This window comes from Rudanella paleaurantiibacter (assembly GCF_009184635.1).
GTDB lineage: Bacteria > Bacteroidota > Bacteroidia > Cytophagales > Spirosomataceae > Rudanella > Rudanella paleaurantiibacter.
On record NZ_WELI01000002.1, the window covers coordinates 920372 to 938292 of the forward strand.

Here is a 17921-nt window from a genome sequence, read left to right on the forward strand (position 1 = left end):
TATGCGCTTCGTCTTTCTGTTTCTGTCGGTTTGTCTGCTCCTGACCGGTTGCTCGCCGACCCGCCAACTGACCCGCGACCTCCGCACCAACGGGCAGTTTACCGATCATTTTACCGGCTTTGCTCTGTATGACCCCGCTGGGCAAAAAACACTCGTAGCGCACAATGCCGACAAGCCCTTTGTACCGGCCTCGAACACCAAACTGGTGAGTTTCTATGCTGGACTACTTCACCTGCCCGATTCGCTACCCGCCCTGCGGTACGTGATTCGGGGCGACTCGCTTATTTTCTGGGGAACCGGCAACCCCTTGCTCCTCCATCCCGACCTGCCCGACTCGGCGGCTATCCGGTTTCTGAGAAGTCGGCCGGAGCGATTGTTTTTTTCGGCGGCCAATTACACCGGACCCCGGTTTGGCGCGGGCTGGGCCTGGGACGACTACAACGATGATTATTCGTGCGAACTGGCTCCACTGCCACTATACGGCAATTTTGCCCGGTTCAGCTTTCCCGACCGACGGCCCGACTTTACGGTTCAACCCGCTTTGTTTGCTGATAGCACCGTGCTGGCTCCGCCAACACCGCCACTACGCGGGGCCCGGCGCGACGAAATCCGCAACCAATTTGTGCGGCCCCCGGTTGGTAAACTATCTCGTCAGGACGTACCCTTTCGGTGGTCGCCCGAATTGGCGGCCCAGCTCCTGAGCCAACAGCTAAACCGGCCGGTTGGGGTGGTCAAGACAGCCCAGCCCCGATCAGCTCTGCTGTTGAGCGGCAGTACCCCGACCGATTCGTTGTACAAACGGATGTTGCAAATCAGCGATAATACCCTGGCTGAACAAATTTTACTCATGGCCTCAGCCCAACTGGGCGACACCCTGCTCACCCCCCGCCGGATTATCGCCCTGACCGACTCAGTCGCTTTTGGCAAACGCAGCGACATTCGTTGGGTCGATGGGTCGGGGCTCTCGCGCTACAATCTGTTTAGCCCCAATAGTCTCATTGGGTTGCTCCGGCAGCTTCAGGCCACCGTTCCCCAGGCGCGTTTGTTTGCCTTGCTGCCCGCAGCCGGTCAGTCGGGTACATTACGAGGTCTTTACAAAACCGATAAGCCGTTCATCTTCGCCAAATCGGGCTCTATGAGTGGGGTTTACAACCTTAGCGGCTATCTTGTCACCCGAAAAGGCCGGGTACTTTTGTTCAGCATGATGCACAACAACTTCACAGGGTCAGTGTCGGAAATGCGGCAACGGACAGCCCGGTTTCTTGAGCAAATTCATCGTAAATTTTAAACCCCGGATGACATCTGGTTTCGAGAGGTGTCGTCTTTTCTTGTTTCCCAAAGATGTCGGCTTGCCAAACAAGATGACGTCTTTACCAAACTCCCTTCATCGCTATGCGCTTTAGATTTCTCTTCTTGCTTTTGTTTCCTGCGGTTGTTTTTGCCCAGAAGCAGAAAATTGTCGCTACCGACCTGACCCGTATCAAACAGGTTGGTGGCATTACGCTTTCGCCCGACGGCAACCGGGCGATTTACACACTCACTACTATCGAGCCAACCGCCGAGCAGGCAGCCGATGCCCGCACGGGTGATTACGAGTACCGAACCCACATTTACCTGACAAACTTGAAAGCAGGCGATGCCAAAGCGCTCACGCGCGGCACCGAAAGCGCCCGGCAGCCGAGTTGGTCGCCCGATGGTAGCCGACTGGCCTTTGTACGGACGGTGAAGGGTAAATCGCAGGTGTTTGTGATGCCCCTCGACGGCGGTGAAGCCTATCAGCTCACCGATAGTAAGTACGGTGCCAACAACCCAAGCTGGTCGCCCAATGGCAAGCAAATTCTGTTTGAAGCCGGGGTATCATTTGCCGAAATGCTCAACGATACCCTACTCAACCCCGGCCTGCGCACCCCGTCGTGGTCGCTGGAGAAGCCCGGCTTTGCCAACAACGACTTTGTGAAGCCCAACAAAACCATTAAGGCAAACCCCGATGGTTCGCTGGCTGAAATTCGGGCGTATCTGCAAAAAGATGTCGACGACAAAAAAGCCAAGGTAATTACGCGGCTCAACTTTCAGGGGGAGGCAACCACCGAGCCCGACATGAGCTTTACACACCTGTACCTTGTGGATGTACGCGAAGGTGCCCCGGCCGAACGGACACCGGCCCGGCCTATTACCCGTGGCTTTTATTCGTTCAACTCAGCGGGTTGGTTTCCCAATGGGCAGCAGATTGTGGCCGTTACGAAGCGCGACACCCTCAAGCATCCCGACCGCGAGCAGGCCAACGCCATTGTGGTAATTGCTGCCGACGGCAAAAGTCGGCCCACGGTGTTGATGGGGCAGGAGGGACGCAGCTATTTTTCGCCCGAACTCTCGCCCGATGGCACACAGATGGCTTTTTTAAGCAGCCCCACCGAGGGGGTCAACGTGGGGCAGATGGGCCTTGCCACGCTCAACGGCACAACGGTGTCGGGTACTCAGCTGATTCCGTTCGACCGCTCGGCGGGTAACTTTAGCTGGGCAACTCTTCCCGTAGTAACACGGGGTCGCCGGGCTACCACAACGGCAACGGCCCTGTATTTTACAGCTCCGTCGAACGGTGGTTTTCCGTTGTATCGGCTCAACCCCACCACCAAAGAGATTACGCAACTCACCCCATTTGAGAAAGGGGTAAGCAGTTTCGATGCCGCGCCGGGCCGGGTGGTGATGGCTCTGACCGAGGTAGCCAACCCCTCGGAGCTGGTAATGGCTGATGCCGATGCTAAAAACCCGGTTGTTCTGACAGGTCACAACGCCTGGGTGGAGCAAAAGGCGCTCAGTTTCCCCGAAAAGCGGGTATACACCAACTCAAAAGGGCAGGCCGTCGACTACTGGATTATGAAGCCTACCGCCATCGCGAGTGGCTCAACCGGCGACACCAAAAAGTACCCACTCCTGCTAAACATGCACGGCGGCCCCTCGGCCATGTGGGGGCCGGGCGAAGGATCGATGTGGCACGAGTTTCAGTACATGTGTGCGCAGGGCTACGGGGTTGTGTACGCCAACCCACGCGGGTCGGGCGGATATGGTGAGGCCTTTTTGCGGGGTAATGTGAAAGACTGGGGCACTGGCCCGGCTGAGGACGTACTGGCCGCAGCCACCGCTGCCGCCAAAGAGCCCTGGGTCGATACGGAGCGGCAGGTAATTACCGGCGGCTCGTACGCGGGCTACCTGACGGCCTGGATTGTGGCTCATGACAACCGGTTCAAAGCGGCCTTTGCCCAACGGGGTGTGTACGACCTTACCACGTTTATGGGCGAGGGCAACGCCTGGCGGCTGGTACCCAATTACTTCGGTGGCTACCCCTGGCAACCCGAAACCCAGAAAATACTTGACGCCAACTCACCGTATTCGTTTGTCGAGAATATTCGTACCCCGCTGCTCATCAAACATGGCGAAAATGATCTCCGAACAGGCGTTATTCAGAGCGAGATGATGATGAAGAGCCTCAAGGTGCTGGGTCGGCCGGTTGAGTATGTACGGATGCCCGGCGGCACACACGAGCTGAGCCGGTCGGGTAATGTGCGGCAGCGTATCGACCGGATTCTGCGGATTTATGAGTTTTTTGAACGCTACGTTGGCGAGCCCACTGGCACTGTAAAATAAGTTCTGTTCACTAGAAAGCACGAAGGCCACGCAGGATTCCCGATTTTGTGTGTTCTTCGTGCTTCATTGTTTACTGATTGCCTGAACGTGAATGTATCCCGTAAACTGAACAACTGATTTACTTTCTGATAATCAGCACCTTCACTATACATTTTACATTACTCAATATACATTCAATTCAGCCAACATATTAAAAGCCCAAATCATGGAAAAACTGGAAGATGCCCCCAAGTTTCGGTTCTGGAAAAGTCAACTAATTGCCAACGGGCTTACGGTCAACGGTGTTAAAGACCACTTCATCCGTCGGCGGCATAATGGCGAAGTGTTGTTTGCCATGCTCGAACTGGATGCCGATACCCCCGAGGGCGACAAGATTCCACCGGTCTGTTTTCTGAAAGGCCACGCGGCCTCGGTGCTGGTGTGCCTGATTGACGAGCAGACCGAAGAAAAATTTGTAGTGCTGGTACGGCAACGGCGTATCTCGGATGGTTCGCAGACGTACGAACACCCGGCCGGCATGGTCGATGCCGACGATAACCCAACCGATGTGGCCGCCCGCGAAGTAGGGGAGGAGATTGGTCTGAGCATCGCCCCGAACGAGCTAACCAAGCTGAATCCGCGTCTTTGGTACCCAAGTACCGGCACAAGCGACGAAGCCATGCATTACTTTTTCGTCGAAAAACGCATGTCGCGCGAGCAAATCATGGGGTTTCACCATCAGCGCATGACCAACGATTCGGAGTTTGAACGCATCACAACCGTAGTAACTACCCTCCCCGAAGCGCATCAGTTGATCAATAACGTAAACGGGTTGCTCATTCATTTTCTGTACCTCAAACACGTTGGTGATTTCGAAACGATGAAGTTGCTCTAAATGAGCCGACTATCTCTAGGCTGCGTTACTTAGCTCGTCTGGCTACCCCATTTCGAGAAGATTTTGCACACAGAAATGCGTTTAACCATTGCTCAGTATTCATTATTCATTATTTTTGCATCCCGAAACAGCCCATAAAGCTGTTCGGATAGGCTCCCGTAGTTCAATGGATAGAATTATGGTTTCCGGTACCATCGATAGGGGTTCGAATCCCTTCGGGAGCACCACCACAAAAGCCCGACAGAGCGCATGCTCTGCCGGGCTTTTTCTTTGCCCCAAACAAATCGGTTTCGTGAGGGCTTTATAGGGGTACTTGTTGCTTATTTCTTATTTTTGCTTTAAAACGTACAACCAATCGTTACATGGAATCACAAACACCCACCCAAACCCGGCCCTGGTTAGCCCATTATCCACCGGGTGTACCTCACGATATTAATCCAGACTCATACACATCAATTGCCGCTTTAATTGAGGAAGGAGTAAAGAAGTTTAGTTCAGCACCTGCTTATGCCTGCATGGGCAAACAAATCACGTTCAGTGAGTTGGATACGCTCTCGCAGCAGTTTGCTTCGTTCCTTCAGAACGACCTGAAACTGCAAAAAGGCGACCGCATTGCCATTCAGATGCCCAACTTGCTGCAATACCCTATTGCCATGTTTGGCGCACTGCGGGCGGGACTCACGGTTGTCAATACCAACCCGCTGTACACCCCCCGCGAAATGCAGCATCAGTTCAACGACTCAGGGGCCAAAGCCATCGTGATTCTGGCCAACTTCGCCACTAACCTGGAGAAGATCCTGTCGCAAACAGCTATTGAACACGTTATTGTTACCCAAATAGGTGACCTGCTTGGCTTCCCCAAAAAGCTCATTGTCAATGCTGTTGTCAAATACGTCAAGAAGATGGTACCGGCTTACAACCTGCCGGGTGCTATTTCGTTTGGCGACGCCCTGAGCCGCGGCAGCCGTCAGCCACTCAAGCCGGTTGCAATTAAGAATACAGACCTGGCTTTTGTGCAGTACACGGGCGGAACCACGGGGGTATCGAAAGGAGCCGCCCTGACGCACCGAAACATCATTTCTAACGTGATTTGTCAGGACGAGTGGATGAAGCCCGCCGGTGTTCCCGACGGTAAGGGCATCATTGTGGCTGCCCTGCCACTGTATCACGTGTATGCGTTAACGACAAACGCGCTGGCTTCGTTGAAAAGTGGCTCCATGAACCTGCTTATCACGAACCCACGCGACCTCAACGCCTTTATCGACGACCTGAAGAAATACAAGATTACGGCGTTTACAGGCCTCAACACGCTCTACAATGGTCTGTTGAATCACCCCCGCATCAACGAAGTCGACTTTAGCGAACTGCGCATCACGTCGGCCGGAGGGATGGCCCTGCAAACGTCGGTAGCCGACCGCTGGCAGAAACTGACCGGCAACAAACCCGCCGAAGGGTACGGTCTGTCGGAAACCTCGCCGGTGCTATGCTCCAATACGGTTACGGAAGAAGGAAACCGGGTAGGCACTATCGGCATCCCCTGGCCAAGTACATACATGAAGTGTGTGAAAGAAGACGGCACTGAGGCTGCTCTGGGCGAACCCGGCGAAATATGGGCAAAAGGCCCGCAGGTTTTCGGGGGCTACTACAACCGGCCCGACGAATCGGCCAAAGTACTGGAGGATGGCTGGTTCAAGACCGGCGACATTGGTGTAATGAGTGCCGATGGGTATTTCAAAATCGTGGACCGGAAGAAAGATATGATTCTGGTGTCGGGCTTCAACGTGTACCCCAACGAGATTGAAGAAGTGGTCAGCCAATGCCCCGGTGTGCTGGAGGTAGCCTGTGTGGGAGTTCCCAACGAAAAATCGGGCGAGACGGTTAAGATTTTCGTCGTTAAAAAAGACGAAGCCCTGACCGAAAACTCGATCATCAGCTATTGCCGCGAGAACCTTACCGCTTACAAAGTGCCCAAGCAGATTGAGTTCCGAACCGAACTGCCCAAGTCGAATGTGGGTAAAATTCTGCGTCGGCCCCTGCGAGAAGAGGAACTGGCGAAGTTGAAGAAATAAGCTCTTTGCTGAATGATAAGCCCGGTGGTGAAGGGTTCATAACCGGGCTCCTTAAACATGTGGCTTGCTGATTCGGATACCGACGACGTTGTATAAACGCCGATGTCTCCGAATCAGCAAGCCACATTGGTTTAGGCCACCGCTATATTCCGTAACAGGTTCATTTCCTGCTGGAACGTCTCGACCTGCTGGTAAAATTGGGCCGCTTTCCGGCGTGAGACTTCCACGTAGTCACCGTTTGAGAGACCCACCATGTACGGATGACGCTTCGGCCGAATCTCCCTTAGATACAGCAGATTAATGAGATTTTTCTTGTGCGAGCGCGCAAATACGTTGGCAGGCAAACGGCTTTCGATTCGTTTGAGCGTCAACGAAACGATGAGTTTAGTGCCATCGTTGAAGTAAAAGTGCGTGTAATTTCCTTCGCCTTCTAACCGAACAATGCGATGGATGGGCATGGGCTTGCGATAGCCCCAAAATGGCAAGGTAAGTTCGGCCATTTGGAGTTGACGTGCAACGGCTTCCAGCTCGTTGAATGCCAACGGGAGTGTGGTAAATTGGGAGTTCATTAAATGAGATGGATATAGTCTTGACCGGCAAGGTAACTTTTCGGCGACATGGTAAATATCATAATTTTCGTTCTATATACCTACACGTGGCTTTATTTCACGTAGAAATACGTAGTCAAATCGGGTTTATCCCCACTGTAGACAATGGTTTCACGGGTTTTGAGAACTAATTGACCTTCCACAACCTTTGATAAAAAAGTTCAACTTGATACACATGGCCTCTCTACTTGATCTTGTCGGTAACACTCCTCTTGTCGAACTCAACCGCTTAACCGCCACGCCCGCCCGCCCACACCGCCACGTTCGGTTACTGGGCAAACTGGAAGGGCATAACCCCGGCGGCAGCGTTAAAGACCGGGCAGCCTACAGCATGATCAAGGGAGCCATTGACCGGGGCGAACTGAAACCGGGAACCCGACTCATTGAGGCCACAAGCGGTAATACGGGCATTGCTCTGGCCATGATTGCCCGGCTGTTTGACGTCGAGATCGAACTGGCCATGCCCAAAAACTCGACCCGTGAGCGCGTGCTGACGATGGAAGCCTTTGGGGCCACCGTAACCCTGACCGAAACCATCGAGAGTGCCCGCGACTACGCCGAAGAGCAGGTACAGAAAGGTGGTTTTCTGATGCTCAATCAGTTTGCCAACCCCGACAATTATCTGGCACACTACCGCACTACCGGACCCGAAATCTGGCGCGATACCAACGGGGAGGTGACCCACTTTGTATCATCAATGGGCACGACGGGTACCATCATGGGTACTTCACGCTATCTCAAAGAACAAAACCCGGCTATTCAGATTGTGGGTTGCCAACCGACCGATGGCTCGTCGATTCCGGGGATTCGGAAATGGCCGGTTGAGTACCTGCCGCAGATTTTCGAACCGCAGCGCGTCGATCGAATCATTGAAGTCTCCGAGGCCGACGCCGTAGCTACCACCCGTCGGTTGGCGCAGGAAGAAGGCGTTTTTGCAGGTATGAGCAGCGGAGGAGCCGTTTGGGCCGCCTTGCAGCTCCTGGAGGAACTGGACCATGGCACGGTTGTGTGCATCATTTGCGACCGGGGCGACCGCTACCTATCGTCGGGTTTGTTCGGGTAGGCCGTAACACCGGTTGTGTGCACACTGTTGTGCAATTTACCCGGCTTAGCCTCTCTGCTGTTTCTACGGTCTGGCATTTAGCCCGTACCTTTGCGGCATGTACAAGCGTTTGGTTCTGCCCCTTCTGTTTCGCTTCGATGCCGAGGCTGTTCATCATTTTGCCACCTCTGCCCTCAAACTCATTCTGTCCATACCGGGTATGCGCGGTTTGGCCCGCTCGCTGTACACGGTGAATGACCCGCGTTTACGGCGCACCGTGTTTGGTATCGATTTTCCGAATCCGGTGGGTATGGCAGCCGGTTTCGACAAAAACGCCGAACTGGTACCCGAGCTGAACGCCCTTGGCTTCGGCTTTATCGAAATCGGAACGGTTACGCCCCGCCCGCAACCGGGCAACCCACAGCCCCGGCTCTTTCGGCTCAAAGCCGATGGTGGGCTCATAAACCGGATGGGTTTTAACAACAAGGGAGCAGGACCGGCAGCGGGTCGGCTCCGCAACCGGCCGGCGGGCCTCATTGTGGGTGGTAACATTGGCAAAAACAAGGATACCCCGAACGAGAGCGCCCTGGACGATTATCTCATCAGTTTCCGTGAGCTATTCGACGTGGTCGATTATTTCGTAGTCAACGTGAGTTCGCCCAATACGCCCGGCCTGCGTGACTTGCAGGAGCGTGAACCGCTGACTCGCCTGCTTCAGGCCCTACAGCAGGAAAACGAGACCATAGCTACCCGCAGCAGCGTAACCCCGAAACCTATTCTGCTCAAAATTGCCCCGGACCTTACAGACTCTCAGCTCGACGATATTGTGGCTATCGTAACCGAAACCCAGATCGCCGGGGTTATTGCCACTAATACTACTATTAGCCGCGAGGGGCTACGTACGCCTGCCAACACGGTTGCCGAGATGGGAGCTGGCGGGGTAAGTGGGCGGCCCGTACGCGAACGCGCCACCGAGGTAATCCGCTATCTGCATCAGAAATCGGGCGGGGCTTTCCCGATAATTGGGGTGGGCGGCATTTTTACCGCTCAGGACGCCCTCGAAAAATTGCGGGCAGGTGCTACGCTCGTACAGGTATACACCGGATTCATTTACGAAGGGCCGGGAATGGCCAAACGAATTTGCGAGGGATTACTCCGCGATGAATCGTTTCGGGGCTGACCATGAAGCGATTTGCGGCAATCATTCGGGATTTTTTGCGTTAGCCATTCGGCATCTCCGTAAAAACGCGGAAATTTACTTCTGAAGCCACCTTTCTAACCCATCATGGCCCAGTCTACTGCCTCTCCCCGACAGCCTGCCAACCGCCGACGGTCTCAGACAGCCACCGCCAGCGAACCCTCGTTCGACTGGGCCGCTGCGCTCGACCGATGGCTCACCGACCAACGTTCAACGCTCACCTTAGGCGTTTTTATGATGCTGGTTGCGGTGGGTTTGTTGGTTGCCTTTGTATCGTACCTGTTCAACGGCACCGACGATCAGAGCGTGGTTGATGCCGCTCTCGATGTCTCGGTGCGTACCAACGGGCAGGAAGCCAAAAACTGGCTGGGGCTTCTGGGCGCTCATATCGGCCACGTTTTTATTTTTCGCTGGTTTGGGATTGGGGCCCTTGGCTTACCGGTAATTGTTTTTCTGTCGGGCTATAAACTGGCGTTTAATGCCGAGCCACTGCCGCTGGCCCGCACCACCAAAGCCACCTTATTTGGGATGCTGTGGGTTAGCCTGTTTAGCGGGTATTTTGTGTTGGCCACCGACTCAGTTGCCGAGGGTAGCGTTTGGTGCGGGGGTATTGGCTACGAGCTGAATGCCCTCTTGCAGAGCCTCCTTGGCTGGGGTAGCCTGGCCATCATTGTCTTCCTGCTTTTTCTGTTTATTGTCTTTTTCTTCAACGTCACATCGTTGCCGTGGCTGCGTACCCTAGGGCAAGGTTCACCATCGCCTGAATCGGGCACCGATGGTACGTTGGACGAATACGATGAGGATGAAAACGACGAAGACGAGGAACCGGCCCGGCCCACCACGACCAATGTTCCCCGTGCGAGTGCCCCGGTTGTACCCGACGAAACTCCGGCTGGGCCAATCCGCCCCGAACCGGTTCAGCCCGCGTACACAGAGCCTGAACCCGAACCAGAATCACTCCGTACCCAGCCCGAACCGGTAACGTCGGCTGTAGCTTCGGTAGGCACTACCCTGATTGTGAAAAACAATACCGAAACCGGTGAGGAACCTCCTGCCACGGCCCCGGTATTTGATGTCGATGTAGCCGAGGAAGAGATCGATCTGGTGGCTACTCATGGTCTCTATGACCCTACGCTCGATCTGCCCAGTTACCAATACCCAACGGCCGAGCTACTGACCGATTACCCCAACAAGGGCAAGGCGCAGGTATCGGAAGTGGAGCTGGAAGAAAACAAAAACAAGATTGAGGATACGCTCCTTAAGTTTGGCATCGGCATCAAGAAAATCTTTGCCGAAGTAGGGCCTACGGTCACGCTGTACGAGATTATTCCGGCCGATGGGGTGCGAATTTCCAAGATTAAGAACCTCGAAGACGACATTGCCCTGAGCCTGGCCGCGCTGGGGATTCGGATTATTGCCCCTATGCCTGGCAAAGGCACCATCGGGATTGAGGTGCCGAATAAGAACCGGGAGATGGTCTCGATCCGGTCGGTGCTCACGAGCGAGAAGTTTACCAAGGCCAATATGGACCTGCCCATTGTGCTGGGCAAAACGATTTCGAACGAGATTTACCTCGCCGATCTGGCCAAAATGCCCCACCTGCTCATGGCCGGGGCAACGGGTCAGGGAAAGTCGGTAGGTTTAAACGTGCTGCTGACCTCGCTGATTTACAAGAAGCACCCGGCTCAGCTCAAGTTTGTTCTGGTGGACCCGAAGAAGGTGGAACTCACCTTGTTTAACCGAATCGAGCGGCATTTTCTGGCCAAACTACCCGATACCGACGAGGCTATCATCACCGATACCAAAAAGGTGGTGAATACGCTCAACTCGCTTTGTATCGAGATGGATAACCGGTACAACCTGCTCAAAGATGCCAACTGCCGGAACCTGAAAGAGTACAACGTCAAGTTTGTCAACCGTCGGCTCAATCCCGAAAAGGGGCATCGGTTCCTGCCGTACATCGTCCTGGTGATCGATGAGTTGGCCGACCTGATGATGACGGCCGGCAAAGAAGTGGAGCAACCCATTGCCCGGCTTGCCCAGTTGGCGCGGGCCATTGGTATTCACCTGGTGGTGGCTACTCAGCGGCCTTCGGTCAACGTGATTACGGGTTTGATCAAAGCCAACTTCCCGGCCCGGTTGTCGTTTAAAGTGACCTCCAAAATTGATTCGCGCACGATTCTGGACGCCGGGGGTGCCGAACAACTGGTAGGCATGGGCGACATGTTGCTGTCGTCAAACTCCGATATTATCCGGTTGCAGTGTCCGTTTGTTGACACCAACGAGATCGAAGAGGTCTGCGACTTTGTCGGTAATCAGCGTGGTTACGACGATGCCTATTTCCTGCCTGAATTTGTGGGCGACGACGGGGGGAGTTCCGACGATGAACGCGAAGTGGACCTCGAAAACCGCGACCCGATGTTTGAAGAAGCCGCCCGCATGGTTGTGCTTCATCAGCAGGGTAGCACCTCACTTATTCAGCGCCGACTCAAGCTGGGCTACAACCGGGCCGGGCGCATTGTCGATCAGCTCGAAGCCGCCGGTATTGTGGGGCCATTTACGGGCAGCAAAGCCCGCGACGTACTTTTCCACGACGTGCAGCAGCTGGAAGAGCATCTGAAGCGGCTGAGTAATTAGGCATTGCGTAACGCGTAGTCTTTCCGAAAAACACCATCGTCTGGCCGAGGGCGTATCAGCTCTCGGCCAGATATTTATGCACGAAGCTTACCGCCATAGCGCCCTCGCCTACGGCCGAAGCAACCCGATTCATGGCCCCCGCCCGCACATCGCCAGCCGCAAAAATGCCGGGGCTACAGGTTTCGAGCGAATACGGCTCACGCGTTTGTTTCCAAACCGTCCGGTATTCAGCAAAGCGCCCAAGGTCACGGCCGGTGGCAATAAATCCTTTTTCGTCTTTCAGAATATCCAGCTCAATCCAGTCGGTGAGGGGTTTGGCCCCGATGAAGATAAACAGGGCGGCCGCCGGTACCGTCTGACGGTTTTGGGTCTGAATATTTTCCAGAATCAGGCATTCCAGTTTTTCATCGCCTACGCCCTCAACCACTTCCGTAAACGGCAAAACTGTGATGTTGGGTGTATTGTCAATCTGCTCGATGAGGTATTGTGACATGGTGTCGGTCAGGTCGGGCCGCCGAACGCAGATAAACACTTCAGAGGCCATCCGCGACAGGTACATGGCTCCCTGCCCAGCCGAGTTGCCCCCGCCCACCACATACACCGGCTGCCCTTTAAACGCGTAGGCTTCGGTGGTAGCGGCTCCGTAATAAACCCCAGCTCCGCTAAACTTGTCGAGGCTTTCGTTTTCCAGCTTTCGGTACGATACGCCGGTACTCAGCAGTATCGACCGGGCCACTACCTCGCTCTCATCGGCCATGTGAATCCGCTTGTATTGCCCCTCCGACTTTATCGAGACCACCTCCTGCGGAGCCAGAAACTCCACCCCAAACCGTTGGGCTTGTGATATGGCCCGTCGGGTGAGCTCGGCCCCGCTGAGTCCGTTCGGAAACCCCAGATAGTTTTCAATCCGCGAACTGGTACCCGCCTGTCCACCGGGCGCCCGCTTGTCGATCAGAATGGTTTTTAGCCCTTCCGAACCGCCGTACACAGCCGCAGCCAGCCCGGCGGGGCCTGCCCCGATAATGGCCAAATCGTATAACGCCCGCGACGCCTTCGGGTTGAGCCCAATTTTTTCGCCCAGTTCAACCAACGTGGGTCGTTTGAGAACGTGTTGCTCATCAACAAGCACCACGGGCAAATCGGCAGGCGTCAGGGCATGTACCTGAAGCAGTTTCTGGGCGTCGGGGTTAGTCTCCACATCGAGCCATTGGTACGGAAACAGGTTGCCCGCCAGAAAATCCTTTAGCTCATGCGACAACGGCGAAAACTGGTACCCAATCAGCCGGAGCCCTTCAAACGGAGGTCGGTAGTTGGAGCGCCAGTCGGTGAGCAATTCATCGAGAATTGGAAATAGTTTTTCTTCGGGTGGGTCCCAGGGCTTGGTAATGTAGTAATCGAGCTGAACCTCGTTGATAGCCCGGATAGCGGCTTCAGTATCAGAATAAGCCGTTATAAGCACCCGCCTGGCATTGGGAAATAGGGTCCGTGCCTGTTTCAGAAAATCAACACCTGCCATTTCGGGCATTCGCTGATCCGACAAAAATAAGGCCACCTCGTCGCCCTTACGCTGTAAACCCGGCAACGAGTCGAGAGCCTCCTGCGCCGACGTGGTTGCCATAATTCGGTACTGCTGCCGGTATTGCTGCCGCAGATCACGCCGAACGGCTTCGAGCACTTGCTCATCGTCGTCGATGGCCAAAATAATAGGGAGTCGCATAGAAACCTACAGAGTGAAAGCGTGAGAGAGCGAAAGGGTGTGAGCCGTGAAGAAGTCATCAGCTGGGCGGTCGTTCACTCTCTAAATTGGTAAACAAACAATAAACTCGGTTCGGCCCGGTTCCGACTCCACCCTGATGCTTCCCCGATGGTGCCGCACAATACCGCGTACAATATCGAGCCCCAGACCGCTGCCTTGCCCGATGGCTTTGGTAGTGAAAAAAGGGTCAAAAATTTTCGGTTGAATCTCGTCGGGAATGCCCGCGCCGGTGTCGGTGACGTGAGTGTACACAAAAGCGGAGCCATCGGCGCGGGTATCGAGTTCGGCGCTGATTTGCAGCTGCCCGCCCTCGGGCATGGCGTCAATGGCGTTGTCGATGAGGTTAGTCCAGACCTGATTCAGCTCGCCCGGCCAACCGCAGATCGTCGGCAAATCGTCGGGGATGGCGAGCGTAACGGCAATTTGCTTCGCTCTGAGCTTGTGATTGAGCAGCGTCAGTGTGTTCCCGATTCCCTCCTCCAGCCGGACTTCTTCGCGGCCCTCGCCCCGGTCCATGTGGGTGTACGACTTAATGCTTTTCACCAGCGTGGCAATCCGTCGGGAAGCCTCGCCGATGTTGCGCACCAGCTTTTCGGTTTCGAGCGTATTGACCACCCAACCAAGCACCGCCGACAGGCTTTCGGGCGGAATCTGACGGCCAATTTCGTCCAGATCGGTCGTGTTAAAGCCAAACTGAACAAGCGAGTCAATCAAATCACCGGCGTTGGTCACGTTGCGGTCGTCGAGCCAATCGGTCAGCTCGTCTTCCAGTGCATTGCGCTCCAGCATAGTCAGGGTAGGAGGTTTCTGCTGCAGCCGCTGGAATATAATCTGAACCACACTTTCAATCTGATCGGCAGGCAATTGAATAGCCATCAGTGATTTGAACCGCTCAGGGGTTGCCTTCATTTGCTCACTGAGTGTGTCGGCAGCACGCACCACGGCCGAAACCGGATTATTCAGTTCATGAGCCAATCCCGCCGACAGCCGGCCCAACGAAGCCATTTTCTCTTCCTGCTGAATCTGCCGGGTAAAGTCGCGCACACGGTCGGTCATTTGGCGCACCATCACCTCGGTCAGCTCGTAACACTGTCCGGTCATAGCGCGCAGGTGGTCGCGGTGAAGATGCAGGGCCTCAGCCCCCGGATCGGCAATGACCGGGAAGGTTACCTGCCGTAACCGCGAGTAAGGGAGTACGCCCAAAATTCCGGGGGCGTCGTAAATAACCAGTTCGTCGGCCCCGCCATCGATCCAGATTCGCCCCTTCAGCACCACGGTCAGAAAATCCACATCGCCCCCAGCGGGCTGCAACGTGGTTTGTTCAGGGTACGCCCGAAACTCGGCCCGCTCGACAAACCACATTAACTGCTCATCGGGGACATCGGCAAATTGAGGAAACTGGCGGAGGGTAGCCAACTGATTCATAGGGTTTTTCATAACGGGCGTACCTTATCATAACCGGAATAATACCGCCGTAGTTAGGGCCGTACAATCGGCTTCCCGTTTCAGGTGCTTCGAAACGAGGAATAATCCGAGTAAAACCCTTCAAATCCTGCAAACAGAACCCCTGATTTTTATACATTTGTACTCCCCGAATCCGTTTATCAGCTAACGGTTAATATTTAACTAATCATGAACAGAAGAGACGCCATTCTTCGTGTAGCCACCTTCGTCGGAGCCTCTATGTCGCTTCCGACAATGGCCGACACGCTCGAACGTTCGGCAAGCCTCCGTGCCAGCACGGGCAAACCCCTGCTTTTCTCAGCCGATCAGGACGCTATGGTCGCCGAACTCGCCGAAACGATCATCCCGACCACCAAAACGCCGGGAGCCAAAGCAGCCAAGGTAAACGAGATCATCGACATTGTTCTGAAAGATTGCTACCGTGAACCCGATCAGAAAGTGTTTATGGAAGGCCTGGCGCGTACGAACAAGTTAGCGCAGGATGCCTACGGGAAAGCATTTGTAAGTCTCGACTCGAACCAGCGGATCGAAATCGTAAAGAAACTGGAGGCCGAAGCCAAAGAACTGAAAGCGCAGCAGGCCAAGGCCGTACAGGGTGGCAACAATCAGCAGGACGTTCAGATGCCGAAAGAGCAGCGCAAAGTGACGCCGTTCTTCACGATGCTGAAAGATTTGACCCTGATGGGTTATTTCACGTCGGAAATTGGCTGTACACAGGCGCTGGAATACGTGCCGGTACCAGGCCGTTACGAAGGTTGCATTACGCTCAAACCCGGCCAGAAAGCCTGGGCAATTTAACAAGTTTTCAGTGTACAGTTTTCGGTTTACAAGTGGTCTGCCAATAGCACTTTATCAAGAGAACTGAAAACAGTAAACCGAAAACTGAAAACTTCTCCCAACGATGAACTTAAACATAGATGCAGTGAAAGATATGACCTACGACGCCATTGTGGTAGGTTCAGGTATCTCGGGCGGCTGGGCAGCGAAAGAGCTGACTCAGAAAGGTTTGAAAGTATTAATGCTGGAGCGTGGCCGCGACATTAAACACGTGGAGGGCTACAAAACAGCCACGAATAACCCCTGGGATTTTCCGCACCGGGGTCGGATTACGACGCAGGCAGCCGAAGAGTACTGGGCCAACATGCGTACGGGTTACACCGCCAATGAAGAGTGGCGTCACCACTTCGAAAACGATAAGGAGAACCCCTACATCGAGAAGCGGCCCATGGACTGGATTCGGGGTTATCACGTGGGTGGACGGTCGCTTATGTGGGGTCGTCAGAGCTACCGCTGGAACGAAGAGGATTTCATGGCCAATGCTAAAGAAGGCGTAGGTGTCGATTGGCCGATTCGGTACAAGGACCTGGCTCCGTGGTATGATTATGTCGAGCGGTTCATTGGTGTTTCGGGCAATAAAGATGGCTTGTCGGTACTGCCCGACGGTCAGTTTTTGGCCCCGATGGAACTGAACTGCGTAGAGAAAGAAGTGAAAAAGCGGGTTGAGAAGGCGTTTGCCGGTCGTACCATCACGATTGGCCGGACCGCTCACCTTACCTCACCTCAGGCGCATCATTACGCCCTAGGTCGGGCAGCCTGCCAGTACCGGAATCAGTGTATGCGCGGTTGCCCATACGGTGCGTATTTTAGTACGCAGGCGGCTACGCTTCCTGCAGCTGTAGCAACGGGCCGCTTAACGCTCCGCCCCGATTCAATCGTTTCGGAGGTACTTTACGATGAGAAAAAGGGCCTGGCCACCGGCGTTCGAGTTATCGATCAGAACACCAAAGAAGTGCGTGAGTACTTCGCCCGGGTTATTTTCCTCAACGCATCGGCCTTTGCCAGCACCTCAATCCTGATGAACTCCAAGTCGAGCCGGTTCCCCAACGGAATGGGCAACGATTCGGATCAGCTGGGCCGCAACATCATGGACCACCACCTCGCCGTTGGCGCTGCTGGTACGTTTGAGGGCATGGAAGACAAATACTACTACGGTCGTCGGGCCAATGGTGTGTATGTACCTCGCTACCGCAACTGGGGCAACGACAAACGTGATTACCTGCGTGGCTTCGGCTATCAGGGCGGTGCCGGCCGGGCAGGATGGAACCGGGGCAACGGTACGGAAGGCTTCGGTGCTGAATTCAAAGAGTCACTGACTCAGCCGGGTCTGTGGTCGATGAGCCTCGGCGGTTTTGGCGAAGTACTGCCCGACCCGAACAACCGGATGACGCTTTCGCCCGATCAGAAAGACAAGTGGGGCCTCCCCTTGATCGTATTCGATGCCGCCTACGGCGAAAACGAGCGCAAAATGCGTATCGACATGATGAACGATGCCGCCGAAATGCTGGAGTCGGCCGGTCTGAAAAACATCACGCCTTACAACGATAACTCGAAACACCTCGGTATCGGTATCCACGAAATGGGTACCGCCCGTATGGGTCGTGACCCCAAAACGTCGGTCCTGAACGCACACAACCAGTTGCACTCGGTGAAGAACGTGTTCAACACCGATGGCGCGGCTATGACTTCAGCATCTTGTGTAAACCCATCGCTGACGTACATGGCCCTGACGGCCCGTGCGGCTGCCTTTGCGGTACAGGAGATGAAAAAGAAGTCGTTCTAATAAAATTGACT

The 17921-nt window shown here is 54.7% G+C and carries 12 protein-coding genes and 1 tRNA gene; 10 read left to right on the forward strand and 3 right to left on the reverse strand.

Annotated features, from left to right (window positions below; all coding sequences use genetic code 11):
- The first annotated feature begins 1 nt into the window (after window position 1).
- The 5 genes from F5984_RS08625 (at window position 2) to F5984_RS08645 (ending at window position 6585) form a co-directional block, all read left to right on the forward strand.
- Entirely contained in the window at window positions 2-1288 is a 1287-nt protein-coding gene (locus F5984_RS08625; RefSeq protein WP_152123823.1) for a D-alanyl-D-alanine carboxypeptidase/D-alanyl-D-alanine-endopeptidase, read from the forward strand.
- Window positions 1289-1392: 104 nt separating this feature from the next.
- Window positions 1393-3642, forward strand: coding sequence for a S9 family peptidase (locus F5984_RS08630; RefSeq protein WP_152123824.1), 2250 nt, complete (start codon window positions 1393-1395; stop codon window positions 3640-3642).
- Between the two features lie 205 nt (window positions 3643-3847).
- Window positions 3848-4516, forward strand: a complete 669-nt coding sequence (locus tag F5984_RS08635; RefSeq protein WP_152123825.1) for an NUDIX hydrolase — start codon at window positions 3848-3850, stop codon at window positions 4514-4516.
- Between the two features lie 152 nt (window positions 4517-4668).
- Window positions 4669-4743 (forward strand) — tRNA-Arg (locus tag F5984_RS08640).
- A gap of 135 nt (window positions 4744-4878) precedes the next feature.
- A complete protein-coding gene (locus F5984_RS08645) occupies window positions 4879-6585 on the forward strand; it encodes an AMP-binding protein (RefSeq protein WP_152123826.1) in 1707 nt (568 codons plus the stop codon).
- 131 nt (window positions 6586-6716) lie between these two features.
- Here F5984_RS08645 and F5984_RS08650 read toward each other — a convergent pair whose 3' ends face one another.
- A complete protein-coding gene (locus F5984_RS08650) occupies window positions 6717-7154 on the reverse strand; it encodes a LytR/AlgR family response regulator transcription factor (protein ID WP_246168873.1) in 438 nt (145 codons plus the stop codon).
- A 214-nt stretch (window positions 7155-7368) separates the two neighbouring features.
- Between F5984_RS08650 and cysM the strand changes: the two genes are divergently transcribed.
- From cysM to F5984_RS08665, 3 genes are all read left to right on the forward strand, one after another.
- Window positions 7369-8256: a cysteine synthase CysM gene (cysM, locus tag F5984_RS08655; RefSeq protein WP_152123827.1), complete on the forward strand. Its 888-nt coding sequence runs from the start codon at window positions 7369-7371 to the stop codon at window positions 8254-8256.
- Window positions 8257-8353: 97 nt separating this feature from the next.
- A complete protein-coding gene (locus F5984_RS08660) occupies window positions 8354-9415 on the forward strand; it encodes a quinone-dependent dihydroorotate dehydrogenase (protein ID WP_152123828.1) in 1062 nt (353 codons plus the stop codon).
- 105 nt (window positions 9416-9520) lie between these two features.
- Window positions 9521-12070 (forward strand): FtsK/SpoIIIE family DNA translocase, encoded by a 2550-nt coding sequence (locus F5984_RS08665; RefSeq protein ID WP_152123829.1) that lies wholly within the window; start codon window positions 9521-9523, stop codon window positions 12068-12070.
- 55 nt (window positions 12071-12125) lie between these two features.
- On the opposite strand, the gene F5984_RS08670 is transcribed toward F5984_RS08665, so the two are convergent.
- A complete protein-coding gene (locus F5984_RS08670) occupies window positions 12126-13787 on the reverse strand; it encodes an FAD-dependent oxidoreductase (protein WP_152123830.1) in 1662 nt (553 codons plus the stop codon).
- 81 nt (window positions 13788-13868) lie between these two features.
- Window positions 13869-15263, reverse strand: a complete 1395-nt coding sequence (locus tag F5984_RS08675) for a sensor histidine kinase (RefSeq protein ID WP_317163094.1) — start codon at window positions 15261-15263, stop codon at window positions 13869-13871.
- A gap of 195 nt (window positions 15264-15458) precedes the next feature.
- Between F5984_RS08675 and F5984_RS08680 the strand changes: the two genes are divergently transcribed.
- On the forward strand, window positions 15459-16088 hold the full coding sequence (locus tag F5984_RS08680; protein WP_152123831.1) for a gluconate 2-dehydrogenase subunit 3 family protein: 630 nt from the start codon (window positions 15459-15461) through the stop codon (window positions 16086-16088).
- A 103-nt stretch (window positions 16089-16191) separates the two neighbouring features.
- Window positions 16192-17910, forward strand: a complete 1719-nt coding sequence (locus F5984_RS08685) for a GMC oxidoreductase (RefSeq protein ID WP_152123832.1) — start codon at window positions 16192-16194, stop codon at window positions 17908-17910.
- Window positions 17911-17921: the final 11 nt, after the last annotated feature.